Source organism: Streptomyces sp. NPDC056296 (assembly GCF_042268605.1).
Lineage (GTDB): Bacteria > Actinomycetota > Actinomycetes > Streptomycetales > Streptomycetaceae > Streptomyces.
The window spans coordinates 69,973-95,423 of the sequence record NZ_JBHJRX010000022.1; the positions used below are offsets into that span (position 1 = coordinate 69,973).

The 25,451-nt window shown below is 73.0% G+C and carries 21 protein-coding genes and 1 pseudogene; 18 read left to right on the forward strand and 4 right to left on the reverse strand.

What is annotated here, in order from left to right:
* Window positions 1–86: 86 nt before the first annotated feature.
* Both ACFCZF_RS18160 and ACFCZF_RS18165 read left to right on the forward strand, forming a co-directional pair.
* Complete coding sequence (locus tag ACFCZF_RS18160) at window positions 87–569, forward strand: ATP-binding protein (RefSeq protein WP_376672504.1); 483 nt, start codon at window positions 87–89, stop codon at window positions 567–569.
* Window positions 566–1,150, forward strand: coding sequence for a Uma2 family endonuclease (locus ACFCZF_RS18165; protein WP_376672505.1), 585 nt, complete (start codon window positions 566–568; stop codon window positions 1,148–1,150). Before ACFCZF_RS18160 ends, ACFCZF_RS18165 begins: the two co-directional genes overlap by 4 nt.
* Before the next feature lie 36 nt (window positions 1,151–1,186).
* Here the strand turns inward: ACFCZF_RS18165 and ACFCZF_RS18170 are convergent, their stop codons facing one another.
* Window positions 1,187–1,723 (reverse strand): HNH endonuclease, encoded by a 537-nt coding sequence (locus ACFCZF_RS18170; protein ID WP_019325428.1) that lies wholly within the window; start codon window positions 1,721–1,723, stop codon window positions 1,187–1,189.
* Between the two features lie 329 nt (window positions 1,724–2,052).
* Between ACFCZF_RS18170 and ACFCZF_RS18175 the strand changes: the two genes are divergently transcribed.
* The 14 genes from ACFCZF_RS18175 (at window position 2,053) to ACFCZF_RS18240 (ending at window position 21,948) form a co-directional block, all read left to right on the forward strand.
* Window positions 2,053–3,135 (forward strand): mechanosensitive ion channel family protein, encoded by a 1,083-nt coding sequence (locus ACFCZF_RS18175; RefSeq protein WP_376672506.1) that lies wholly within the window; start codon window positions 2,053–2,055, stop codon window positions 3,133–3,135.
* Between the two features lie 209 nt (window positions 3,136–3,344).
* Window positions 3,345–4,562, forward strand: coding sequence for an ROK family protein (locus ACFCZF_RS18180; RefSeq protein ID WP_376672507.1), 1,218 nt, complete (start codon window positions 3,345–3,347; stop codon window positions 4,560–4,562).
* 95 nt (window positions 4,563–4,657) lie between these two features.
* Window positions 4,658–5,995 (forward strand): ABC transporter substrate-binding protein, encoded by a 1,338-nt coding sequence (locus ACFCZF_RS18185; RefSeq protein WP_376672508.1) that lies wholly within the window; start codon window positions 4,658–4,660, stop codon window positions 5,993–5,995.
* Window positions 5,996–6,010: 15 nt separating this feature from the next.
* Window positions 6,011–6,955, forward strand: coding sequence for a carbohydrate ABC transporter permease (locus tag ACFCZF_RS18190; protein ID WP_376672509.1), 945 nt, complete (start codon window positions 6,011–6,013; stop codon window positions 6,953–6,955).
* A 14-nt stretch (window positions 6,956–6,969) separates the two neighbouring features.
* A complete protein-coding gene (locus ACFCZF_RS18195; RefSeq protein ID WP_376672542.1) occupies window positions 6,970–7,863 on the forward strand; it encodes a carbohydrate ABC transporter permease in 894 nt (297 codons plus the stop codon).
* A gap of 7 nt (window positions 7,864–7,870) precedes the next feature.
* A complete protein-coding gene (locus tag ACFCZF_RS18200; RefSeq protein WP_376672510.1) occupies window positions 7,871–9,136 on the forward strand; it encodes a 6-phospho-beta-glucosidase in 1,266 nt (421 codons plus the stop codon).
* Complete coding sequence (locus tag ACFCZF_RS18205; RefSeq protein WP_376672511.1) at window positions 9,127–10,098, forward strand: N-acetylglucosamine kinase; 972 nt, start codon at window positions 9,127–9,129, stop codon at window positions 10,096–10,098. Before ACFCZF_RS18200 ends, ACFCZF_RS18205 begins: the two co-directional genes overlap by 10 nt.
* A 330-nt stretch (window positions 10,099–10,428) precedes the next feature.
* Window positions 10,429–11,871, forward strand: coding sequence for a hypothetical protein (locus ACFCZF_RS18210; protein ID WP_376672512.1), 1,443 nt, complete (start codon window positions 10,429–10,431; stop codon window positions 11,869–11,871).
* Window positions 11,872–11,930: 59 nt separating this feature from the next.
* Window positions 11,931–12,983 carry a glutamate ABC transporter substrate-binding protein gene (locus ACFCZF_RS18215; protein WP_376672513.1) on the forward strand — a complete coding sequence of 351 codons (1,053 nt, stop codon included), beginning with the start codon at window positions 11,931–11,933 and terminating at the stop codon, window positions 12,981–12,983.
* Window positions 12,984–13,043: 60 nt separating this feature from the next.
* Window positions 13,044–14,378: a hypothetical protein gene (locus tag ACFCZF_RS18220; protein ID WP_375912888.1), complete on the forward strand. Its 1,335-nt coding sequence runs from the start codon at window positions 13,044–13,046 to the stop codon at window positions 14,376–14,378.
* Between the two features lie 61 nt (window positions 14,379–14,439).
* Complete coding sequence (locus tag ACFCZF_RS18225; RefSeq protein ID WP_376672514.1) at window positions 14,440–17,355, forward strand: tetratricopeptide repeat protein; 2,916 nt, start codon at window positions 14,440–14,442, stop codon at window positions 17,353–17,355.
* 3 nt (window positions 17,356–17,358) lie between these two features.
* Complete coding sequence (locus ACFCZF_RS18230; RefSeq protein WP_376672515.1) at window positions 17,359–18,783, forward strand: PP2C family serine/threonine-protein phosphatase; 1,425 nt, start codon at window positions 17,359–17,361, stop codon at window positions 18,781–18,783.
* A gap of 136 nt (window positions 18,784–18,919) precedes the next feature.
* Window positions 18,920–20,266: a VWA domain-containing protein gene (locus tag ACFCZF_RS18235; RefSeq protein WP_376672516.1), complete on the forward strand. Its 1,347-nt coding sequence runs from the start codon at window positions 18,920–18,922 to the stop codon at window positions 20,264–20,266.
* 47 nt (window positions 20,267–20,313) lie between these two features.
* Entirely contained in the window at window positions 20,314–21,948 is a 1,635-nt protein-coding gene (locus ACFCZF_RS18240; RefSeq protein WP_376672517.1) for an FHA domain-containing protein, read from the forward strand.
* A 13-nt stretch (window positions 21,949–21,961) separates the two neighbouring features.
* Here the strand turns inward: ACFCZF_RS18240 and ACFCZF_RS18245 are convergent, their stop codons facing one another.
* On the reverse strand, window positions 21,962–22,936 hold the full coding sequence (locus ACFCZF_RS18245; protein ID WP_376672518.1) for a methyltransferase domain-containing protein: 975 nt from the start codon (window positions 22,934–22,936) through the stop codon (window positions 21,962–21,964).
* Window positions 22,937–23,011: 75 nt separating this feature from the next.
* Here ACFCZF_RS18245 and ACFCZF_RS18250 point away from each other — a divergent pair, with 75 nt between their 5' ends.
* Entirely contained in the window at window positions 23,012–23,425 is a 414-nt protein-coding gene (locus ACFCZF_RS18250; RefSeq protein WP_376672519.1) for a globin, read from the forward strand.
* A 145-nt stretch (window positions 23,426–23,570) separates the two neighbouring features.
* A pseudogene (locus tag ACFCZF_RS18255) lies at window positions 23,571–24,266 on the forward strand (ABC transporter permease); the annotation flags it as partial.
* An 81-nt stretch (window positions 24,267–24,347) separates the two neighbouring features.
* On the opposite strand, the gene ACFCZF_RS18260 reads toward ACFCZF_RS18255, so the two are convergent.
* Both ACFCZF_RS18260 and ACFCZF_RS18265 read right to left on the reverse strand, forming a co-directional pair.
* Complete coding sequence (locus tag ACFCZF_RS18260; RefSeq protein WP_376672520.1) at window positions 24,348–25,040, reverse strand: hypothetical protein; 693 nt, start codon at window positions 25,038–25,040, stop codon at window positions 24,348–24,350.
* Entirely contained in the window at window positions 25,037–25,447 is a 411-nt protein-coding gene (locus ACFCZF_RS18265; protein ID WP_121747045.1) for a thioesterase family protein, read from the reverse strand. The genes ACFCZF_RS18260 and ACFCZF_RS18265 overlap by 4 nt, the downstream gene beginning before the upstream one ends.
* Window positions 25,448–25,451: the final 4 nt, after the last annotated feature.

The following is a 25,451-nucleotide window of genomic DNA, read 5'->3' on the forward strand; positions in this document are numbered from 1 at the left end:
TGGTCCACTCCCGGCGGAAGTGCACCGTCCTGCCGACACGGAGGCACGGCAGAGCCACCGCCCCCAACACCAGAAGGCACCCCTCCATGACAGAACCCGTGCCCTTGCCCCTCCCACTCCTCCACGAGGACCGGCTCGACTACACCCTCGCCCAGCGCAGCGTCCCCCTCGCCCGGCGCCGGGCCGCGCGGCTCGTGGCCGAATGGGGACAGCCGGACCTCGCCGGAGACGTGGCCCTCGTCGTCTCGGAGTTGATGACCAACGCCCTGCTGCACGGCAGCCTCCGGGGACGGCTCATCCGCGTGCACCTCACCCTCGATCACCGGGTCCTCCGGGTAGAGGTGAGCGACCCTCGGGGCGAGCGGCCGCCCCACCCGCGCCCGGTCGGGGCAGCCGACGAGCAGTTCGGGCGGGGACTTCAGCTGGTCGGGGCGCTGGCCGACCGATGGGGATGGGAACCGCGGACCGTCGGCAAGACGGTGTACGCCGAGTGGGACTCCCCGCCTGGCAGGCCGGATCTCCCCTACGCTGAGCGTGTGGACCCCCGCAGATCCGGAGGAGCCTTGTGACCGTGACCGCTGACAGGCCCCAGATGCTCGTCACCGAGTTCGAGGAACTCGCCCGCCACGCCGACCGGAGCATAGAAGGCGCGCGGCTCGAGTTCATCAACGGACACCTGGGGGGGAAAGCCGTGCCTGACGGCGACCACGGCAGCATCATCGAATGGCTCACGCGGATCTGCATGCAGCAGCGCCCGGATCTGTGGCTCGACTCTCACCAGGGCCTGATGGTCGAGGCCTACCGCGAGGGCCGTGCCCGCCCCGACGGCTCGCTGGTACCCAGCCACGCCTTCGCCGGCGCGGGCGAATGGGCCGACGCCACCCCCGTCCTCATGGTCGTCGAGGTCACCTCGTACGACTCCGACACCGACCGGCGCGACCGCGTCGAGAAGCCCAGGGCCTACGCCGAGACGGGCATCCCGGTGTATCTCCTGATCGACCGGGACGTCTGCGAGGTGAAGGTGCACAGCCGGCCGGACGGGGGACGGTACGAGACCGTGCAGACGCTGCCCTTCGGCAAGGAGGTCGCGCTCCCCGAGCCGGTCGGGATCGCCCTGGACACCGAGTCGCTGAAGAACTGGGTGCGCTGAGCGAGCCCGGCCCGGCGTACACGAAGGCCCGGACCGTCAGGCGGAAATGCCGTCGATCCGGGCCATGGCGTCCTCCGCGCCGTATGGCTGCAAGTACGGCAGCCAGCGCGGATCCCTATGGCCCGTGCCGATGATGCGCCAGGCCAGGCCGGTGGGCGGAGCGGGTTTGTGGCGCAGGCGCCAGCCGATCTCGCCGAGGTGCCGGTCGGCCTTGACGTGGTTGCAGCGGCGGCAGGACGCCACGACGTTGTCCCACGCGTGCAGGCCCCCGCGACTGCGCGGGATGACGTGGTCGACGCTGGTGGCGACGGCGCCGCAGTACATGCAGCGGCCCCCGTCGCGTGCGAAGAGCGCCCGCCTGGTGAGCGGGACGGGCCCCCGGTAGGGAACCCGCACGAATCGCTTGAGCCGGACCACGCTGGGTGCGGGCACGGTGACGGTCGCGCTGTGCAGATAGGCGCCGGACTCCTCAAGGCATACGGCCTTGTTCTCGAGGACGAGGACGAGCGCGCGGCGGAGCGGTACGACGCCGAGTGGCTCGTACGACGCGTTGAGAACCAGGACATGCGGCACGGATGCCTCCTTGTACGCCGGCGGCGCGTGGCTCGCGCCGGGACGATCCGTAGTCAGTCTCCCCTCATGGCTGGTGGAAGCGCCACCATGTCCCGGTAACGGGCTGGGAGTGTTTTCGACCACACGGAATGCATCCCCACGACCGTGACCAGTTCAAGCGCGGGTGAGCACCGTCTCTCCCGACCGTTTCGGGCCGATCCGCGCCCGGTGCCCCGTTAGTGTGGTGCTTCTGCCCGTCCGGTGACCTTTCCGTGACCTTGGAGCGGACCTCGGATCGGACCTTGGCCCGGGCCTGTGAGGACGGGCCGCCGCATCTGGAGGTATCCGCCGTGTCCCTGTCCGCCGCCGTCCTACTGGCCGCCGGTTCGTCGCCGTCCCCGACGGCCCCGGCGGTACCCTCGCTCCAGGACGCCCAGAAGAGCGCGACGAACGCCGCCGGCTGGGTCGAGGAGAACTGGTCGACGTGGCTCGCGATCGGGCTGCGGGTACTGCTGATCGTGGTGATCGCGGTGGTGCTCCGGGCGGTGGTGCGGCGGGCGATCACCAAGCTGATAGACCGAATGAACCGCAGGGCCGGGACGGGCGCCAGCACCGCGCTGAGCGGCCTGCTGGTCAACGCCGAGCGGCGCCGTCAGCGCTCGGAGGCCATCGGCTCCGTACTGCGCTCGGTGGCCAGCTTCCTCGTCCTCGGCACCGCGGCCCTGATGGTCCTCGGCACCTTTCAGATCAACCTCGCGCCGCTGCTCGCGTCGGCCGGCGTCGCCGGCGTGGCGATCGGCTTCGGCGCCCGCAATCTGGTCACCGACTTCCTCTCCGGCGTCTTCATGATCCTGGAGGACCAGTACGGCGTCGGCGACAGCATCGACGCGGGCGTGGCCTCCGGCGAGGTCATCGAGGTCGGGCTGCGGGTGACCAAGCTGCGCGGCGACAACGGCGAGATCTGGTACGTCCGCAACGGCGAGGTCAAGCGGATCGGCAACCTCTCCCAGGGCTGGTCGACGGCCGGCGTGGACGTGACCGTCCGCTCCGACGAGGACCTGGACAAGGTGAAGGAGACCATCGCCGCCGTCGGCGAGCGGATGAGCAAGGAAGAGCCCTGGAACGAGATGCTCTGGGGCCCGATCGAGGTGCTCGGCCTGGACTCCGTACTGCTCGACTCCATGGTGGTGCGGGTGTCCGCGAAGACCATGCCCGGCAAGGCCCTCACCGTCGAGCGCGAGTTGCGCTGGCGCATCAAGCGGGCCTTCGACGCGGCCGACATCCAGATCGTCGGCGGCCCCGAGATCCCGGGGCAGACCGCCGCGGCCGCCGACCCGACGGCCGGTGTCGCGGCGCCGTCGGCGTACGCGAGCACGGTGTCGCCGCAGTCCATCGCGGCGTCCCCGATTCCCCCGACGAGCACCACCAAGTAGCGGGCCCGGCGCCCACACCGCCCCCGAGGCAACGACTGCGTTGCCTCGGGGGCGGTCTCTTGACGCCCCTGCCCGGCGGGCCTACGTTTCTCAGTCAACAGGAAACTTTCCTAACAGACTCGGCTTCCCTCACACCCGGAGGGCGGTCGGTGGACTTCCCCCACCGGACACTGAAAAACTGAGCGGTCGAGAGGCAGGTGTGGACACGCATGGCAGGAACCGCCGGCACGCCGGGCACCCCGCGCGTCCTGCGCGCCATGAACGACCGGGCCGCCCTGGACCTCCTGCTGGAGCACGGTCCGCTGTCCCGCACCCGGATCGGCAAGCTCACCGGCCTGTCGAAGCCGACCGCCTCCCAACTGCTGGCCCGCCTGGAGGCGGCGGGGCTCGTGCTGGCCGGCGGAACGACCGAGGGACGCCCCGGCCCCGGCGCCCAGCTGTACGAGGTCAACCCGGCCGCGGCGTACGCCGCCGGACTCGACGTCACCCCGGACCGCGTCCTCGCCGCGGTCGCCGACGTCACGGGGCGCACAGTCGGCCGGTACGAACTGCCCACCCCGGGACGGCGCGCCGCCACCCCCGTCGTCCAGCAGGTCACCGACGCGCTCGACGGCGCGGTGAAGGCCGCCGGACTCGCCCGGGACGACGTCCGCCGCCTCGTCATCGGCACCCCGGGCGCCTTCGACCCGGGCACCGGGCGGCTGCGCTACGCCGCCCACCTGCCGGGCTGGCACTCCCCCACCCTGCTCGACGAACTCGCCGCCGCCCTGCCGATGCCGGTCGAGTACGAGAACGACGTGAACCTCGCCGCCGTGGCCGAGCAACGCCTCGGCGCGGCCCGGGGCCACGAGGACTTCATCCTGCTGTGGAACCAGGAGGGCCTGGGCGCCGCCCTCGTCCTCGGCGGCCGGCTGCACCGCGGCTGGACCGGCGGCGCGGGCGAGGTCGGGTTCCTGCCGGTGCCGGGCGCCCCGCTGGTCCGCAAGGTCAGCCGTACGGGCAGCGGCGGCTTCCAGGAACTGGCCGGTTCCCAGGCCCTGGCAGGACTGGCCCGGGAGCTCGGCGTCACTGCCGTGCCCTCCGGGTCGTACTACGAGGTCGCCGCCGCCCTCGTCGCCCGGGGCGCGCGGACCGACGACGACAACGACCCGCATCACCGCCTGCTCCGGACGTACGCCACCCGCCTGGCCACCGGTCTCGCCTCCCTCGTCTCCGTCCTCGACCCCGAACTGGTGGTCCTGAGCGGCACCTCGCTCGCCGCGGGCGGTGAGGCGCTGCGCGCCCTGGTCCAGGACGAGCTGGAGGAGCTGGCCGCGTCCAGGCCCCGGCTCGTCGTCGGTGACGTGACCGAGCATCCCGTACTGCGCGGCGCGCTGGAGAGCGCGCTGGCGACCACCCGCGACGAGGTCTTCGACACCTCGCGCTGAGCCCGCCCCGTCAGCACCACCGCTTAGCGCTACCGCAGCACCACCCCGCACCACCCGCCCCCGTCCCGCCACGCCCTGCCCCAGGGAGATTCGTCATGCCCGGAATATCCAGGAAAGCGGCTCTCGCGGTCGCCGCCTCCGCCTCCCTCACCCTCCTCGCCACCGCCTGCACCGGTCAGTCCGACACCGGCGCCACGGACGACCCGAACGCCGAGACGACCATCACCTTCTGGCACGGCTGGAGCGCGCCCGCCGAGGTGAAGGCCGTACAGGCGAACGTGGCCCGCTTCGAGAAGGCGCACCCCAACATCAAGGTGAAGGTCGTCGGCAACATCAACGACGACAAGCTCAACCAGGCCCTGCGCGCGGGCGGTTCGAGCGGCCCGGACGTGGTGTCGTCGTTCACCACCTCCAACATCGGCAAGTTCTGCTCCTCGGGCGCGTTCCTCGACCTGAAGCCCTTCATCGAGAAGTCGAAGCTCGACCTGGACGCGCTCATCCCGAAGCCGATGCTGGACTACACGCAGTTCGAGGGCACGCGCTGCGCCCTGCCGCTGCTCGGCGACGCCTACGGCCTCTACTACAACAAGGACGCCTTCGAGGCGGCCGGGATCAAGGCGCCGCCGAAGACCTGGTCGGAGTTCACCGAGGTGGCGAAGAAGCTCACCAAGCCCAAGGGCGACGGCTACGAACAGCTCGGCTTCATGCCGAACTACCACGGCTACGAGACCGTGGTCGACCACTACATGTCCCAGTGGGACCACGCGTACTTCGACGAGGACGGCAAGTCCAGCGTCGCCGAGGACCCGGCCTTCGCGGAGATGTTCACGTACCAGAAGAAGCTCGTCGACGAACTCGGCGGTTTCGGGAAGCTGGAGAAGTACCGCAACACCTTCGGCGACGAGTGGGGCGCGAAGCACCCCTTCCACACCGGTCAGGTGGCCATGCAGCTCGACGGCGAGTGGCGGCTCGGCATGGCGAAGGACGCGGGCGTGGACTTCGAGATCGGCACCGCGCCGATGCCGGTCGCCGACGACGAGGTGGACGAGTACGGCAAGGGCTTCCTCTCCGGGACGGTCATGGGCATCGCCCCGCAGAGCGAGAAGCAGAACGCGGCGTGGGAGCTGGTGAAGTACATGACGACCGACACCGAGGCCGTCGTCGCCTTCGCCAACGCGATCCGCAACGTGCCCTCCACGTTCCCGGCCCTGAAGTCGCCCGACCTGAAGACCGACCCGGCGTTCAAGACCTTCATGGACATCGCCCAGCACCCCGAGTCGAGCTCCCCGCCGGCCTCCGTCAACGGCTCGACGTACCAGCTGACGCTCCAGGACTTCGGCTACCAGTACGAGTCGGGCAAGGTGAAGGATCTCAAGGCCGGGCTGGAGAAGACCGCCGCGCAGATCGACCGCGACATCGAGCAGACGAAGTAGCGGTCCATGACGTTCATGACCGCGAACACTCTCCGCGCGAAGCGCCGGTCCTCGGCGCTTCGGACGGTGGCCTTCATGTCACCGTGGCTCGTCGGGTTCGGCGTCTTCTTCGCCTATCCGCTGGTGTCCACCGTGTACTTCTCGCTGATGAGGTACGACGGCTTCGGCGTCCCGGAGTTCCGGGGCCTGGACAACTGGGCGTACGTCTTCCAGGACTACCCGCTGTTCTGGCCGGCCCTGCGCAACACCCTCTGGCTGGTCCTGGTGATGGTGACCTGCCGGGTGGTGTTCGGGCTCGGGATCGGTCTGCTCATCACGAAGATCAGGACGGGGGCGGGCGTCTTCCGCACCCTCTTCTACCTCCCCTACCTCGCCCCGCCGGTCGCCGCGACGCTGGCCTTCGTCTTCCTCCTCAACCCCGGCACCGGCCCGGTCAACTCCGTCCTGGAAGGGCTGGGCGTACCGGCTCCCGGCTGGTTCACGGACTCCGCGTGGTCCAAGCCGGCGCTGACCGCGCTCGCGCTGTGGGGCGTGGGCGACCTCATGGTCATCTTCATGGCCGCGCTGCTCGACGTACCGAAGGAGCAGTACGAGGCGGCCGAGCTGGACGGGACGTCGGCCTGGCAGCGGTTCAGGTTCGTCACGCTGCCGAACATCTCGCCGATCGTGCTGTTCGCCGTGGTCACGGGCGTGATCCAGACGATGCAGTACTACACGCAGCCGCTGGTCGCCGGGAAGGTCGCCTCCGGGATCATCGGCGGCTCCGGCCAGTCCTTCGAACCGGGCTACCCGGACAAGTCGACCCTCACCCTCCCCCAGCTCGTCTACAACCTCGGCTTCCAGCGCTTCGACTACGGCTCGGCCTGTGTGGTCGCCCTCGTGCTGTTCGCACTGGCCATGGCGTTCACGGCACTGCTGATGCGCCGCCGGGGCGGTCTCATCCAGGCAGGTGAACGATGACCCAGGTGTCCCAGGTGACCCAGGTACTGGACCGGCCCGTGGTGGCCGGGGGCACGCCCCCCACCGAACGGCGCGCCGCCCGCAGGCGCGTGCTGCTGGAGTGGATCGCCGTCCACTCCCTGGGCGTGGCCGCCGCCCTCTTCTTCACTCTGCCGTTCGTGTTCGTGGTCCTCACCTCGCTGATGAGCGACCAGCAGGCCCTCACCCGCGACCTGATGCCGGACACCTGGGAGTGGGGCAACTACCGCACGGTCCTGGACACGCCCGGCTTCCTCACCTGGTGGAGGAACACGCTGCTCTACGCCGGCCTGGGCACCGTCCTGACCGTGGTGTCGTCGATCCCCGTGGCGTACGCGCTGGCCAAGTTCCGCTTCCGGGGCCGACATCTGTCCCTGATGCTGGTGATCTCGATGATGATGCTGCCCCCGCAGGTGGTCATCATCCCGATGTACCTGTTCTGGGCGAAGCAGCTCGACCTGTCGGGCACGCTCTGGCCGCTGATCATCCCGATGGCGTTCGGCGACGCGTTCTCCATCTTCCTGCTGCGGCAGTTCCTGCTGACCATCCCGGACGAGTACCTGGACGCGGCGAAGGTGGACGGCTGCGGCGAACTGCGCACCCTGCTCAAGGTCGTCCTGCCGATGGCGAAGCCGGGCATCGCGGCCGTGGCCCTCTTCCAGTTCTTCTACGCCTGGAACGACTACTTCGGCCCGCAGATCTACGCCTCCGAGAACCCCGGCGCCTGGACCCTCTCCTACGGCCTGGAGTCCTTCAAGGGCGCCCACCACACCGACTGGAACCTCACCATGGCGGCGACCGTGCTGGTCATGGCCCCCGTGATCCTCGTGTTCTTCTTCGCGCAGAAGGCGTTCGTCGAGGGTGTCACGCTGACTGGAGTAAAGGGTTGATCTCTGTATGAAGCTCACCGTGGTCGGCGGCGGTTCGACCTACACGCCCGAACTGATCGACGGGTTCGCCCGGTTGCGGGACACGCTGCCGGTGCGGGAGCTGGTCCTGGTCGATCCCGCGGCGGACCGGCTGGAGTTGGTCGGGGGCCTCGCCCGCCGCATCCTCGCCAGGCAGGGACACGACGGCCGCGTCGTCATCACCTCCGATCTGGACGCGGCCGTGGACGGCGCCGACGCCGTCCTGCTCCAGCTCCGCGTCGGCGGCCAGGCCGCCCGCGAGCAGGACGAGACCTGGCCTCTGGAGTGCGGCTGCGTCGGCCAGGAGACGACCGGCGCGGGCGGCCTGGCCAAGGCGCTGCGCACCGTGCCGGTGGTGCTGGACATCGCCGAGCGGGTCCGCCGGGCCAACCCGGACGCCTGGATCATCGACTTCACCAACCCGGTCGGCATCGTGACCCGCGCCCTGCTCCAGGCCGGGCACCGGGCGGTCGGCCTGTGCAACGTGGCGATCGGGCTGCAGCGCAAGTTCGCCGCCCTGCTGGGGGTGGCACCCGCCGACGTCCACCTGGACCACGTGGGCCTCAACCATCTCACCTGGGAGACCGGCGTCCGCCTCGGCGGCCCCGAGGGTGAGGACGTGCTGCCCCGCCTGCTGGCCGAACACGGTGAGACGATCGCCGCCGACCTCCGCCTGCCCCGGCCCCTCCTGGACCGCCTGGTCGTCGTCCCCTCCTACTACCTGCGCTACTACTACGCGCACGACGAGGTCGTCGACGAGCTGCGCACCAAGCCCTCCCGGGCCGCCGAGGTGGCGGAGATGGAACGGCGACTGCTGGAGATGTACGGCGATCCGGCCCTGGACGAGAAGCCCGCCCTGCTGGCGAAGCGCGGCGGCGCCTACTACTCCGAGGCCGCCGTCGACCTCGCCGCCGCCCTGCTCGGCGGCGCGGGCTCCCCGTACCAGGTGGTGAACACGTACAACCGGGGCACGCTGCCCTTCCTCCCCGACGACGCGGTGATCGAGGTGCCGGCGGCGGTGGGCGGCAAGGGCGCCGTTCCCCTGCCGGTGCCGACCGTGGACCCGCTGTACGCGGGCCTGATGGCCAACGTGACGGCGTACGAGGACCTGGCCCTGGACGCGGCCCTGCGCGGCGGCCGGGACCGCGTGTTCCGGGCGCTGCTCGCCCATCCCCTCGTCGGCCAGTACGCGTACGCCGAGCAGCTCACCGACCGGCTGATCGCACACAACCGGGAGCACCTGGCGTGGGCCTGACCGCAAGCCTGCTCGCCGTCGACGCGGGCAACAGCAAGACCGACGTGGCCGTGGTGACGGCCGACGGGGAGGTCCTCGCCACGGCCCGCGGTGGCGCCTTCCGTCCGCCCGCCGTGGGCGTCGAGCGGGCCGTCGACACACTGGCCCAGGCGGTGACGCGGGCCTTCGCCGCGGCCGGCGTCACCTCCGTCGACCACGTCTCGGCGTGTCTGGCCAACGCCGACCTGCCCGTGGAGGAGGAGCAGCTGGCGGCCGCGCTGGACGCGCGCGGGTGGGGCACGAGCGTGGCGGTACGCAACGACACGTTCGCCGTTCTGCGGGCGGGCATCGACGAGCCTCTCGGCGTCGCCGTCGTGTGCGGGGCCGGCATCAACTGCGTCGGCATGCGCCCCGACGGCCGCACCGCCCGCTTCCCGGCCATCGGGCGCCTGTCCGGCGACTGGGGCGGCGGCTGGGGGCTGGCCGAGGAGGCGCTGTGGCACGCGGCGCGGGCGGAGGACGGCCGCGGCGAGCCCACGGAACTGGCCCGCACCCTGCCGGCCCACTTCGGGCTCGGCTCGATGTACGCCCTCATCGAGGCCCTGCACCTGCGGCACATCGAGCCCGTCCGGCGCCATGAACTGACCCCCGTGCTGTTCGCCACGGCGGCGGACGGCGACCCGCTCGCCCGTGCGGTCGTCGACCGGCAGGCCGACGAGGTGGTGGCCATGGCCACGGTCGCGCTGACCCGGCTGGACCTGCTCGCGGAGGAGACCCCGGTCCTGCTGGGCGGCAGCGTCCTGGCGGCCCGCCACCCCCAACTCGACGACCGCATACGTCAACTGCTGACGACCCGCGCCCCCAAGGCCGTACCGCGGGTGGTGACGGCACGCCCCGTCCTGGGCGCGGTCCTGCTGGGACTCGACCGATCGGAGGCAACCCCCGACGCCCACGCACGCGCACGGACACACTTCACTGCCTGAGACCCCGCCGCCCGAAGCCCACTCCGGGGCCGCCGTGTCCCGATTCCGGACCCGGGTCCGGCAGGGGTCCGGGTCCCGAATCAGTCCCGGGCCCGATCCGAGTCCCGCCCGTGTCCGGTCCGGCTCGAGTTCGAGCCCGGATCCGGTCCGGGGCCGGGATCCGCCCCGCGCGGAGTCCCGCTCGGGGAACCGAACCGGTTCCGGTGGCGTATTCATGGGCAGGGGTGGTGCGTTACACCCGGATCGGATCAAGATCGGGTGAAGCCCGGTGCGAATGTCGGTGCGGGCAGGGATACTTGCGGCGACGGATGACCATGGGGGAGGTCAGCAGTGACTCGACCGCCGAAGGGCAGCGCGGCGCCACCGCCGGGCACCGGCGCGCCCACCCTGCCCGCCGTACCGCCACAGCCCCGGCCACTGCCTCCGCAGCGGTCGGCCGACGCCCCCGCCGGGCCCCCGCCCGCGGAGCCCCGCCGCACCGCGTTCGCCGAGGGCGTGGACCGACTGCGCGCGGCGGCCGTCACCGAGCCGGGGCTGCTGCGGATCATCGGTGCGCTGCTCGCCGCGCTCGTCGTCGCCTTCGGCACCGTCACCGCCTGGCAGATGAACGAGCGGTCCCAGGCCGCCGACGACGTGCTCACCCGCAGCCAGCCGCTCACCTCCGACGCGGCCGACATCTACCGCTCCCTCGCCGACGCCAACACCGCGGCCTCCAGCGGCTTCCTGGCCGGCGGCCAGGAGACCAAGGCGTCCCGGGACCGGTACGAGAAGGGCATCCGCACGGCCGCCGAAGGGCTCGTGACCGCCGCCGCCAACTCCCCCTCCGCGGCTACCATCACCAAGCTCAACCGCCTCCTGCCCGAGTACAAGGGCCTCATCGAGCGCGCCCGCACCTACAACCGCCAGGGCTTCCCGGTCGGCGGCGCCTACCTGCGCTACGCCAACGAGAAGATGCAGCAGGACATGCTCCCGGCGGCGGAGGACCTGTACAAGAAGGAGAACCAGCGGCTGCGCGCCGACTACGCCGACGCCAGGCCCTACCCCTGGGCCGCGCTGGCCCTCGGCGTCCTCGCGCTCGCCGCCCTGGCCTGGGCGCAGCACCGCAACTACCGGCGTACCAACCGGGTTCTGAACCACGGCCTGGTCGCCGCCACGGCCACCGCCACGATCGTCATGCTCTGGCTGATCGTCGGCCACAGCGTCGCGCGGTCGAACCTGGGCGACTCCTACGACCACGGCGTACGCTCCCTGGACGTGCTGCACGACGCCCGCATCGCCTCCCTCAAGGCCCGGGGCAACGAGAACCTCACGCTGGTGGCACGCGGCGCGGAGACGAAGAAGGTGGGCGACGAGACGTTCGACGCCTACGACTTCGACTTCGGGAAGAACATGGACACCCTCGGCAAGGGCCTGGCCGAGGCGAAGGGGCTCGCCGACGACGAGGCGGGCGAGCGGCCGGTCGCGGCGGCCAACGGCAACATGGCGGAGTGGAAGAAGCGCCACGCCTCGGCCCGTGAACAGGACGAGAGCGGCAACTACCAGCAGGCGCTGGACCTGGTCATCGGCGGCAAGGGCGCCACGGTCGAGTGCTTCGACGGTGTCGACACCTCGCTGGCCGCCGCCATCGAACACGAGGAGCGGGAGTTCGAGCAGGCGGCGGGGGACGGACTGGACGCGATGGGCTACCTGCCGCAGGGCGCCGGCGTCCTGGCCGGGCTCGGCGCGGCCGGCGCGCTGCTGGGCATCGGCCGCAGGCTCTCGGAGTACCGGTGAAGCGGGTCGCGGACCCGGCGGACGGGCGGGAAGGGACACCCGTGGAAGGAGGCGCGAGGATGCGTGCACGACGACTGCGGGCCGGCCTGAGGGGTTGGGGCGGTGTGGGGGCGATGGCCTTCGCCTGCGCCCTCGCCGTGCTCTTCGCCCTGCTCCTGCCGGTGGTCCGCTCGCACGGCGAGGGCGGCGGCGCGGGCACCGGCACCGCCGGCCACGGGGTCGCTCACGGCAGCCAGGCGCGCGTCGCCGAGGAGTGCACGGACCCGGAGAAGCAGACGCTGTCCCCGGACGACGCCGACGGCCCCACCATCGACGAGATCCAGAGCCGCGAGGGCGAGAAGCGCAAACTGATCGTCGGCGTCGACCAGAACAGCTACCGCTGGGGCTACCGCGACCCGAACAGCGGCGGGGACGCCGAGCTGGAGGGCTTCGACATCGACCTGGTGCACCGCATCGCGGAGGACATCCTCGGCGACCCGGACGCCGTGCAGTTCAAGGCGATCCCCACCGACCAGCGCATACCCGCGATCCAGGACGGCCGGGTCGACATGGTGGTCCGCACGATGACCATCAACTGCGACCGCATACAGGACGTCGCCTTCTCCGCGCCCTACTTCGAGACCGGCCAGCAGGTACTGGCGCCCAAGTCCTCGGACATCACCGGGTACAACGACACGCTCGCCGGCAAGAGGATCTGCACGGCGGCGGGTTCGACGGCGTTCAGCACGCTGGAGCAGGACCAGCAGGACGGCAAGCTTGCCGCCGACGCCGACCTGAGCACCACCGTGCCCAACCAGCTGGACTGCCTGGTGCGGCTCCAGCTCGGCGAGGCCGACGCGGTGGTCACCGACGGCGCGCTCGCCGCGAGCCAGGCCGCGCAGGACCCGACGGTCGAACTGCAGGGCGACGCCTTCACCACCGAGTACTACGGCGTGGCGATGAAGAAGGACGCCGACGATCTGGTACGCCGGGTCAACCAGATCCTGGTGGAGTGGCGCGCCGACAGGGCCGAGGGCTGGCAGCACTCGTACGACGAGTGGCTGTCGGAGACCATGGGTGACGACTCCGGGAAGTCGGAGCCACCGCCCCCGCAGTATCTGCGCGAGAACTGAAACGACCGCCGCAGCGCAGGGAAAGAGCACGCACGAGTCCGCGACAGCGAGGGGTGATCGATGGGCGACACGGGACCCACCGGGCCGGTGATGGACCGGGACGAGGTGGACCGTGCGCTGGCGCGGCTCGGCGCGGAGCACGAGGCGGTCGAGACCTCGCTCCTCGCCCTCCAGGACCACGCGGGCCGCAGACTCCTCGAAGGCGCCGAACTCACCGGGGTGACCGGCGAGCGCTGGGCCGCCGCGGAGGCGTCGATCACGCTGCTGTGGACGTACTTCGACGCGTACACGGGCGCGCTGCGCACGGCACGGGAGATCCGCTCCCGGCGCCGCTGGTCCAGCCGCGAGGACCTGGCCGAGCTGACCGAACTGCTGCGCGGCGAGGCCGTCACGGTGGCCGGCGGCGCCACCGCCACGGCCGCCGCGCCCACCCTGGACGGCGGCCCGGGCCGGCTCAGCGAGCGCTACTCGCTGGCGACCCTGGTCGACCGGATGAACCAGCTGTACGCGACCTCCCTCGACATGGTCGTCGCCGCCGACGCGGTGTGGTCGGCGCTGCCCGCGCGGATCGATTTACTCGCCGCCGAGCTCCAGCGCACCCGCCGCCTCGCGCACTCCGTGGGAGTCCGCCCCGGCGAGCACCCGGCCGGTGACGACCTGGAGCGGATCACCCGCACCCTGACGAGGCTGCGCGAGCGGGTGGTGTCCGACCCGCTCGCCTTCTGGCTGCCCGCCGAGGGCAGTTCGGCGCCGGGCGGCGGCCGGCCGGACACCACGGTGTACGACCGGGAGGCGCGCGCCCTGGAGGACGTGCGCCGCGAGATCGACGCGGTGCTGACGGTCCGCCAGGACGCGGAGCGACGGATCGTGGCCCTGCGGGACGTGCTCTCCCGCGCGGACCGCACCCTCGCCGAGGCCCGCACCGCGCGCGGCGAGGTGCTGGCGAAGATCGCGGCGACGGAGGTGCCGGTCGTCAGCGGGCCGCCCACGGTGCTCCAGGAGCAGTTGGCGGCGGCCGCCGAGTACCGCAGACACGCACAGTGGCACCGTCTGTCCCCGCTCCTGGAGTCGCTGGAGGAGAAGGCGGACGACGAGCTGCTGCGCGCCCGGGAGTCGTTGACGGCGGTCACCGCGCCGCTGGCGGTCCGCGCGGAGCTGCGCGGCCGGCTCGACGCGTACAAGGCGAAGGTGGCCCGGCTCGGGTTCGCCGAGGATCCCGAGCTGGTCGAGAAGTACGAGAAGGCGCGCCGCATGCTGTGGAGCGCGCCCTGCGACCTGCGCGTCGCCGAGCAGGCCGTGCTGCGCTACCAGTACGCGGCGGCCGACCTGCTCGGTTCCGTTCCGCGCGTGCCCGGTCAGGGCGGGCCGGTGGACCGGACGGGGCCGGGCGCGTGAGCGACAGGGCGGAGCCCCCGGCAAGATCCGAACGACACTCACTAGGGGGGGAGGCAGCGTCATGAGTGAGGCACGGCGGACGTGTCAGCGTCCCGGCTGCGGCGGGACCTACGAGGACATGGGCGGCGGCGAGCTGTACTGCGACACGTGCGGTCTCGCGCCGGTCGTCGGCTCCAACGGCATGGTGGGCTCGACGCCGACCGGGATCACCGGTGGCGGCGGCCGGGGCTCGCGCGGATCACGCGGCTCGGCGGGCAGCGGCAGTTCGCGTTCCAGCAGCCGCAGTTCGCGTACGTCGTCGCAGTCGTCGTGCTCGTCGAGGTCCCGGCGCTCGGTGTCGGGACGGCTGTCGCGGTCGGTGTCGGGACGGTCGACGGGCCGGTCGGTGTCGGTGCGCAGCTCGGGTTCGCCCGCCGGTTCCTCCGCGCGCGGGCGGCTCGGCGCCGGCCTGGTCGAGGTCCCGGCGATCCCGCGGCCCGACCCGCGCGCGATGGTCCTGGACAATCCCGAGGTGCCCGAGCGGAAGCGATTCTGCTCGCGCTCGGACTGCGGGGCGCAGGTCGGGCGGGCGCGCGGGGAGCGGCCCGGGCGCACGGAGGGCTTCTGCACCAAGTGCGGCCACCCGTACTCGTTCGTGCCCAAGCTGAACGCCGGGGACGTCGTGCACGGCCAGTACGAGGTGGTGGGCTGCCTCGCGCACGGCGGGCTCGGCTGGGTCTACCTCGCCGTGGACAAGGCGGTCTCCGACCGCTGGGTGGTCCTCAAGGGCCTGCTGGACACCGGCGACCAGGACGCGATGGCGGCGGCCATCTCCGAGCGCCGGTTCCTCGCCGAGATCGAGCACGCCAACATCGTGCGGATCTACAACTTCGTCGAGCACCTCGACCAGCGGACGGGTTCGCTGGACGGGTACATCGTCATGGAGTACGTCGGCGGCAAGTCCCTGAAGGAGATCGCCAACGGCCGGCGCACCCCCGGAGGGCGGCGCGACCCGCTGCCGGTCGAGCAGGCCTGCGCGTACGGCATCGAGGCGCTGGAGGCGCTCGGCCACCTGCACAGCCGCAACCTGCTCTACTGCGACTTCAAGGTCGACAACGCCATCCAGACCGAGGACCAGCTCAAGCTGATCGACATGGGCGCGGTGCGCCGGATGGACGACGAGGAGTCGGCCATCTACGGCACGGTGGGCTACCAGGCGCCGGAGGTCGCCGACGTCGGCCCGTCGGTGGCGTCCGACCTGTACACCGTCGGCCGTACCCTCGCCGTGCTGACGTTCGACTTCCAGGGCTACACCAACGTCTACGCCGACTCCCTGCCGGATCCGGACACCATCGACGTCTTCCGGCGGTACGAGTCGTTCTACCGGCTGCTGGTGCGCGCCACCGACCCGGATCCGGCCCGCCGGTTCGCCTCCGCGCAGGAGATGGCGGAGCAGCTGACGGGCGTGCTGCGCGAGGTGGTGTCGCTCCAGACGGGCCGCGCCCGGCCGGCCGTGTCCACGCTGTTCGGGCCGGAAGTCAGGGTGACGGACACGGAGTTGTTCCCCCGGCTGGACGGCGACGTGTCGCGGCTGGGGGCCCGGGCCCGGGTGACCGGCACGAGGAGGCGCGGCGCCACCTCGGCACCGGCCTTGCCGCCGGGCGGCGCGGGCACCGGCCCCGCGCTACCGGTCGGCACGAGCGCGGCGGTCGGAGCGCCGGGCGGGACGGGCACGGGGGTCGGTGCACCGGGCGGGACGGGCACGGGTTACGGCGGGACGGGCGCGACGGGCACGGGTTACGGCGGGACGGGCGCGACGGGCACGGGTTACGGCGGGACGGGCACGAGTGCCGGACCGGCCGGCGGAGCGGGTGCGAGCGCCGGGCTGCCGGGTGCGGTGAGTTCGGTCGGCGAGGTCGGCGGGGCCGGCGAGGTCGGCGGTGTCGGCGGACCCGGCGAGGCCGGCGAGGTCGGCGGGGCCGGCGGTGTCGGCGAGGCCGGCGGACCCGGCGAGGTCGGCGGACCCGGCGAGGTCGGCGCCGGTGTCTCCGGCCTGGTCAAGTCGGCCGACGCGCCCACCGCATCCCTCGCCCTGCCGGTGCCCCGAGTCGACGCGGGCGACCCCAACGCGGGTTTCCTGGCGGGCCTCATGGCGTCCGCGCCGGGTGAGCTGCTGACCGCGCTGGCCGCCTCGCCGGCGCCGTCGACCGAGACCCGGCTGCGGCAGATCCGGGCCCGGCTGGAGAGCGGCGACGCGCCCGGCGCGCTGCAGGCCCTGGAGACCCTGGAGGGCGAGCGGCCCGACGACTGGCGGGTGGTCTGGTACCGGGGACTGGCCGCGCTGGTGACCGGGGACCACGAGGTCGCCGCGCTGGCCTTCGACGCGATCTACGACGCCTTCCCGGGCGAGATCGCGCCCAAGCTGGCGCTCGGCCTGTGCGCGGAGGTGTTGGGGCAGCTCGACAACGCCGCCGAGTACTACCGCCTGGTGTGGTCGTCCGACCCGAGCCATGTGAGCGCGGCGTTCGGGCTGGCCCGGGTGCAGTTGGCCGGCGGCGACCGGGCCGGTGCCGTACGGACGCTGGAGTCGGTGCCCGAGTCGTCCATACACTGCACGGCCGCGCGCGTCGCGGCCGTACGGGCACGGCTGCGGCAGCGCACCGCGGGCGCGGGCGACGTGTCCTTCCTGGACGATCTGGTCGCCGCCGCGCGGCAGGTCGAGGCGCTGGACGTGTACGGTCTGGATCCGGCGCGGCGCGAGCAGCTGTCGGCCGAGGTCCTCGGCTGCGCGCTGGACTGGGTACTCTCCGGAGGTCGGGGTTCCGTCCCACCCGCCGCCGGGGGACGGACGCTGCTCGGCAGCGGCCTGGACGAACGCGGCCTGCGCTTCGGCCTGGAGCGTTCGTACCGCACGCTGGCTCGGCTGGCGCGGGGCGGCGAGGAGAGGATCGACCTGGTGGAACGTGCCAATCGTTACCGCCCCCGGACGTGGGTGTAGTTGATGTCGCAGATGCCCCAGCAGGCCGCTGTGTCGAAGTGCCCGAGCTGCGAGGAACCCCTCGAGTCGGGCGACCGCTTCTGCGGTGCGTGCGGATACGACCTGTCCGCAGTGCCCGCGCGGCCCGACGACAGCCCGACGATCGCCATGAACGGCACGGTGCCCGCGCCGTCCTCGCCGCCGGACGGCATGGACTGGCCCGTGGCCCGGGACTCGGACGGCTCCGGCCGGCCCGCCCCGGTGCACGCGGCGGCTGAGGTGCCCGGCACGGACTCGGGCGGCTCCCCGCTGCCACCGACCCCACCGGTCGCACCGCCGGCCGCGACCCCTCCGGCCGCACCGCCGATGCCGGCGGCGCCGCCGGAGTCGCCCGCGCCCGGCGTGCGGTTCGACCGTCCCGACCGGCCGCGGGAGCCCGAGGAGTACCCACTTCAGGCACCCGACCCGCGACTGGCCACCGAGCCGCAGTCCCCCGCCGGACCGGTGCGACCGGCACCGGCACCGGCCGCGGGCGACAAGGTGTGCGTGGCCTGCCGCGCGGGCCGGGTCGACGACGACGGCTACTGCGAGAACTGCGGGCACGCCCAGCCCCGCGAACGCGACCACATGGAGCAAGAGTCGGGCCCCGTCGCCGCGGTCAGCGACCGAGGTCTGCGCCATCACCGCAACGAGGACGCGTTCTCCGTCGGCTGCACCGCGCTGCCCGACGGCGCGCCCGCGACCGTGGCGATCGTCTGCGACGGCGTGTCCTCCGCGACCCGTCCCGACGACGCCTCGCTCGCCGCGTCCCGGGCGGCCGGCGAGTCGCTGCTCACCGCCCTGCCGCGGGGCACGCATCCGCAGCAGGCCATGCACGACGCCATCCTCGCCGCCTCGCACGCCGTCAACGCGCTGGCGGACGAACCCGCCACCGCCCGCGAGCAGGCCCCGCACCAGAACGCGCCCGCCTGCACCCTGGTCGGCGCCGTGGTGGCCTCGGGCCTGCTGGTCGTCGGCTGGGTCGGCGACAGCCGCGTCTACTGGGTGCCGGTCGACCGGAGCACACCGCCCGCCCGGCTCACCGAGGACGACTCGTGGGCCGCGCAGATGGTCGCCGCCGGCCTGATGAGCGAGGCCGAGGCGTACGCCGACGAGCGCGCCCACGCGATCACCGGCTGGCTCGGCGCCGACGCCTACGAACTGGAGCCGCACACCGCGTCCTTCAAGCCGGACCGCCCGGGCGTGGTCGTGGTCTGCACGGACGGCCTGTGGAACTACGCCGAGTCCGCCGAGGAGATGGCCGACGCCATGCCCCTCGACGCCGCCGCGCGCCCGCTGCACAGCGCCCGCGTTCTGGTCGGCCACGCCCTGGACGGCGGGGGCCACGACAACGTAACAGTGGCCCTCCTGCCGTTCCCGGCCCCGGCCCAGGGGGCAGGATCGGCCTGAGGCCTCCGCACGGGCAGGGCCACCCGCACAGGTAGGGCTGCCCGCGCGGGGCGGCCTCGCGGGCCGCAGGGGGCGGTCCGCGCCGGCAGCCAGACACCCCACCACCGTGGGGACGTAGAGGGGGATGCGATCCGGCATGGCCAATTTCTCGAAGTCGAACGTGCCGCAGTTCTCGGTGGACGTCTACCAGAACGAGTACCTGCCCGAGGGCGGCCGTGAGGTCAACGCCATCGTGACGGTCACCGCGACCGGCGGCGGCACGATCGGGAGCGCGGTCGCCGCGCCCCACCTGTACTCGCCGGGCCAGGGCCCGTCCGCGGCCGTGGCGCTGATGGTCGACTGCTCGGGCTCGATGGACTACCCGCCCACCAAGATGCGCAACGCCCGCGACGCGACGGCCGCCGCGATCGACACCCTGCGCGACGGCGTGCACTTCGCGGTGGTCGGGGGCACGCACGTGGCCAAGGAGGTGTACCCGGGCGGCGGCCGGCTCGCGGTCGCCGACGCCACCACCCGGGAGCAGGCCAAGCAGGCGCTGCGCAAGCTGAGCGCGGGCGGCGGCACCGCCATCGGCACCTGGCTCCGGCTCGCCGACCGGCTGCTGTCCACCGCGGACGTCGCCATCCGGCACGGCATCCTGCTCACCGACGGCCGCAACGAGCACGAGTCGCCGGAAGACCTCAAGGCGGCGCTCGACTCCTGCGCCGGGCGGTTCACCTGTGACGCCCGGGGCGTGGGCACCGACTGGGAAGTGAAAGAAGTCACAGGCATCGCCTCCGCCATGCTCGGCACCGCCGACATCGTCGCCGACCCGGCCGGCCTCGCCGCCGACTTCACGCGGATGATGGAGACGGCCATGGGCAAGGAGGTCGCGGACGTCGCCCTGCGCCTGTGGACCCCGCTCGGCACCACGGTGAAGTTCGTCAAGCAGGTCGCCCCCACGGTCGAGGAGCTGACCGGCCGCCGCACCGAGGCGGGCCCGCGCGCCGGGGACTACCCCATCGGTTCCTGGGGCGACGAGTCCCGTGACTACCACGTCTGCGTGGAGGTACCGGCCGCGAACCTCGGCCAGGAGATGCTGGCCGCCCGGGTCTCCCTGGTCATCCCGGAGCCCGACGGCAGCGTCCAGAACCTCGGCGCGCAGGGTCTCGTACGGGCCGTGTGGACGGACGACATGGCCGCCTCCACGTCGATCAACCCGCAAGTCGCCCACTACACCGGGCAGGCCGAACTGGCACAAGTCATCCAGCAAGGGCTGGATCTGCGCAAAGCGGGAGACTTCGACGGAGCAACGGCCAAACTGGGCCGTGCGGTTCAGCTCGCGGGAGCCTCCGGAAACGCGGATACCGCGAAACTGCTCGCGAAGGTGGTGGACGTCGTCGACGCGGCGGAAGGTACTGTGCGACTGAAAGCGAAGGTCGAGGAGGCCGACGAGATGACTCTCGAGACTCGGTCGACAAAGACCGTTCGTGTAAAGAAGTGACGCAGGACAACACACTCCACAAGCCCGCAAGAGGGGGAAGCTCCGACATGCCGACCTGCCCGAACGGACACCAGTCGGGTTCCGACGACTGGTGCGAGGTCTGCGGTCACCGCATGGCCGGTGCCGTGCCGCCCCCTCCCCCGCCTCCGCCCCCGGGCGGCGGCTACGGCTTCCCGCCGCCCGCCGGCCCCGGTGGCCCCGCCGGCCCCGGCGGGCCTGGCGGGCCTGGCGGGCCTGGCGGCGGTCCCGGTGGCCCCGGCGCCGACCCGCAGCTGTGCCCGCAGTGCCGCACGCCGCGTGAGGGCGGGGCGCCGTTCTGCGAGGAGTGCCGGTGGAACTTCCTCACCAACACCGCCACCTCGTACACCCCGGCCGCCCCGCGCCCGCCGGCGCCCGGTGGTCCGGCGCCGCACTTCCAGCAGCCGCCGGCGGGTCCGTCGTACGGCGGCGGTGACTCGTACGACTACCAGGGCTCCCGCCCGTCCCAGATGAACCGCCCCGCCGAGCCGATCCCGCCGGGGCCGCCCTTCGGCGGCGACCCGTCGGGACCGGGTGGTCCGGGCAGTGGTCCCGGTGGCCCCTCCGGTCCCTTCAACCCCGGTGGCCCGGGTGGTCCGGGTGGTCCGGGTGGTCCGGGTGGTCCGGGCAGTGGCCCCGGCGGCCCGGGCGGTCCGAATGGTCCCTCCGGTCCCTTCAACCCCGGTGGTCCCACCGGCCCCGGTGGCCCCGGTGGTCCGGGCGCTGGTCCCGGTGGTCCGGGCAGTGGCCCCGGTGGTCCGGGCGGCCCGAATGGTCCCTACAGCCCCGGCGGCCCTGGTGGTCCCAGCGGCCCGCACGGTCCCGGCGGCCCCGGAGGCCCTGGCGGCCCGCCGCCCCCGCCCAATTTCGGTGCCGACCCGTCGCGGCCGGTTCCGCCGCCGCCCGGGCCCGTTCCGCCGCCCGGCCCCGGTGGGCCGGGGGGCGCCCCGCAGGCCTACCAGCAGCAGTCCGGTCCGCCGGCCCCGCCCGCCTTCCCGCAGGAGACCAACCGCCCGCAGCCGGGCGGCCCGTCCTTCGGCGGCGGTGACGACGACTGGGTGCTCTCCCCGCCGTCGTCCACCGGACAGGGAGGACCGGGCGGACAGGGAGGACCGGGCGGGCCGAGCCCGGCCCAGGGCAACGGCTACGGCTACCCGCAGCCCGGCGCCACCCAGGCCCCGCCGCCCCCGCCCGGCGGCGGCTACGGGTTCCCGCAGCAGCCTCCGCAGCCCCAGCAGCCGCAGCGGCCCCAGCAGCCGACGACCTGGACGGCGACCATCGGGCCGGACCGCGACTACTTCATGGCGATGATGCAGCGCTCCGGCCCCGAGGCCGCGGGCCTGAACCTGCCCGCGTACTCGCCCGAGCAGCAGCGCACGCTCACCGGCAACCAGTTCACGATCGGCCGCCGCCGGCACTCCACCGGCGACACCCCGGACATCGACCTGGCGGTGCCGCCGGAGGACCCCGGCGTCTCGCACCAGCACGCGGTGCTGGTGCAGCAGCCGGACGGCAGCTGGGCGGTCGTCGACCAGAACTCGACGAACGGCACGACGGTCAACGGCGGCGACGAGCCGATCCAGCCCTTCGTGCCGGTGCCGCTCCAGGACGGCGACCGGGTGCACGTCGGCGCCTGGACGACGATCACGATCCGCCGGGGCTAGTCACCGCCGTACGTCAGGTGAAGGGCCAGGCGTACGGGCCCTCCGGGTCGTCCAGCCAGGCCCAGGCCCGTTCGCCGCTGACGGTGATCCCGTAGCGCTCGCGCCGCGGCGCGTCCTCGCGGTCCCACAGCGCGTACGCCTCCTGCGGGTCGAGGCTGCCCCGGCCGAGCGCCAGCAGGAAGCGGAACAGGTCGTCCTCCCGGGCCCGGCGCGGCACCCCGCCGAGACCGGGCGTCTCCGGCTCGCACCGTTCCGCGCCGCGCAGCGGCACGAAGTACGCGGGCGTGTGCAGGAAGCGGCCCTCGGCGTGCCCGGCGTCGCGGACCGTGAGGACGACCAGTCCCGTGGCGAGCGGGGTCAGGATCCGGCCGCCGGGGCGGCACTGGGCGAGCCAGGCGCGCGGGATCGAGGGCAGCGCGCAGGTGGCGAGGATCCGGTCGTAGGGAGCGCGTTCGGGCACCCCGCGGGCGCCGTCGCCGGTGACCACGGCCGGGTGGTACCCGGCGACGTCCAGGTGCCGGCGGGCCGACTCGGTGATGTCGGCGTCCAGATCGACGGTGGTGACCAGGTCGTCGTCGCCGAGCCGGTGGGCGAGCAGGGCGGCGTTGTAACCGGTGCCGGCGCCGATCTCCAGGACCCGGTCGCCGTCCCTCACGCCCAGCTCCACCAGCATCATCGCCATCAGCGACGGCTGGCTGCTGGAGGAGAGCAGTTCGCCGTCGCGCAGCCGGGTGGCCAGCGGGGTGTCGGCGTAGGCGCCGTGCAGCCAGCGCTCGCGGGCGTGCCGGTCGGGGTGTTCGCCCCAGCGGCGTTCGTAGCCGCCCCGGACGCCGACGTAGTAGTAGGGCACGAAGAGGTGGCGCGGGACCGTCGCGAAGGCCTCCCGCCACACCGGCTCGGCCGCCCAGGCGCCGCTCAGCTCGATCTCCCGCACCAGCTCCGCCCGCGCGGAGGCGGCGAGGCCGTCCAGATCCCGGTGCCCGCCCATGTCTCCACAGTACGGGCCGGGCGACGGACGGTAGAGGTCCTAAGCCTCAAGACCTATGTCCACGCGTCTGAGACCATGGACGACGTGAACGAGATTCGGCGCGGCACGCTTCAGGAGCAGACCTTCTACGAGCAGGTCGGCGGGGAGGAGACCTTCCGCCGGCTCGTCCACCGTTTCTACCAGGGGGTCGCCGAGGACCCGATCCTGCGGCCGATGTACCCGGAGGAGGATCTGGGCCCGGCCGAGGAGCGTTTCGCGCTCTTCCTGATGCAGTACTGGGGCGGCCCGACGACGTACAGCGACAACCGCGGCCACCCGCGGCTGCGGATGCGGCACGCCCCCTTCACCGTCGACCGGGCGGCGCACGACGCCTGGCTGAAGCACATGCGGGTCGCCCTCGACGAGCTGGGACTCTCCGAGGAGCACGAGCAGACGCTGTGGAAGTACCTGACGTACGCGGCGGCCTCAATGGTCAACACCCCGGGATGACCCCGTGACTTGGCGTCGGAATCCGGTCGTCCGGCGCCGGAATCCGGTCACGATCCGGTCAAGTCCGATTACCGGGCGCTTACTTCCGTCCCACTGCCTCTGACAGCATCGCCCGAAGGTCTGGACAACAGTGCCGGGGGCCGGGTGGCGGTTCGGGGGGGGGCTCGCGGGGTTCGTGCTGGCCGTGACGCTGCCGGCGCTGACCTCGTCCCCGGCCGCCGGGGGCCGCGCCCGAGCACTGCCCGCCCCGCTCCGCGCGGGGGCGGACGTCGGGCTGCTGGTGGTCGCGGGCGTCGCCTACTGGCAGCTGTCCCGGCAGACCTCGGGCGCGGTGACCGGGGACGGCACGGGCGCCCTCGGCATCGATCCGCTACTCGTCGCGGCGCCCGCGCCGGCGCTGCTGGCGGGGACGGTGCTGACGCAGCGGCTGCTGCCGCCGGTGGCACGGCTCGCCGAGCGCCGGGCGGCCGGTGGGCGCGGGCTGACCTCGGCGCCGGCGGGCTGGCAGCTCAGCCGCCGCCCGATGCGCGGTGCCGGGCCGGTGCTGCTGCTGGTGCTCGCGGTGGCGCTCGGCATGCTCGCGATCGGCCAGGGCGCGTCCTGGGACCGTTCGCAGGACGACCGGACGGACTTCCGGGCCGGTGCGCCGGTGCGGGTGCTGGCCGCCGGGTCGGCGGGCCCGGGCCGCGCCGAGACGTACGCGGCCGTGCCGGGCGTACGGGAGGTGGCCCCCGCGGCGCGCACGACGCTGCCGCTGTCCGCCGAGCACACCCGGGCCCTCGGCATGCGCGACCGCGTCGCCCTGGAACTGGAACCCGACCACATCGCCGTACGGCCGGACGGCAGCAAGCAGGACTGATCGGGCCGGAGTGATCGGGCCGGAGCGACGACGAACGAGCGGCGACGAACGAGCGGCGTCGGGTCAGCGCACGCTGATGCCCAGCGCCCCGGTTCCCGCCCGGCGCAGGGCGACGGAGCCGTAGGGCGTGCGCAGCCGCAGCCACGCGCCCGAGGAGAACAGCCTGGGCGCGGCCTCACCGGACAGGTACTCCCCGGCAGGCGCCCGCAGGAACCCCAGTGACTGGGCCGCGTGCACGGCCCGCACCGGCAGCCCGGTGTCCCCGACCGTCCGGGACCATATCTCCCGCCCGATCCGGTCCAGCTCGGCCCGCGTACGGCCCTCGGGCGCCAACTCGCCCGTGCGGGAGCGGAACTCCGCCACCGCGGCGGCGACCAGTGCGCGCAGGGCGTCCGGGGCGGGCAGCCCCGGCTCGGGCCGCCAGCCGCCGCGCGGGGGGAGTACGCCGGCCCACGGAGGCCCGGTCACCGCACCCGGCACGCCGGCGGTGGCAGCCGCCCCGTCCACCGTCTCCAGCAGCTCACCGGCGGACACGGTCACGTCCAGCGTGGCGTCGAGCCCGTTCTCGTACGGCTTGGCCAGCCGCACCGCGCGCACGGCCAGCACCTCGAAGGAGGGCGGCCGGCCGAAGACGGCGAGGGCGGTACCGGCCGCCTGGAGGCGCACCGACGCCGAACGGTCGTAGTGGAGCAGGCGGGAGAGGAAGGCGGCGAGATCCGCGGCCTCCCCCTCGTCGGCCAGATGGAGCACCGTCATGCGGCGACGGCCTCCTCCTTGTCGTCCGTGTACTCGCGAAGGAACTCCCGTTCCTCCGCGGTGATCCGGCGCGGCATCTGCGTCTCGAAGTCGAACGGCACGATCACCGTCGAGGCGCGGACGTAGACCTGGTCGCCGTCCTTGACCTCGTAGGTGAGCGTGAAGGAGGCGGCCCTTATCTCCGTGACCCACAGCTCGATGTCGACCGGGTGGTGCCGGTGGACGAGCTGCCGCTTGTAGTCGATCTCATGGCGTGCCACCACGGACCCCTGCTTGAAATCCTTCTCCGGGCGGAACAGGAAGTCGATACGGGCCTCCTCCAGGTAGCGGAGGAAGACCACGTTGTTGACGTGGCCGTACGCGTCCATGTCCGCCCAGCGCAGTGGGCAGCGGTAGATGTGCCGCAAGATC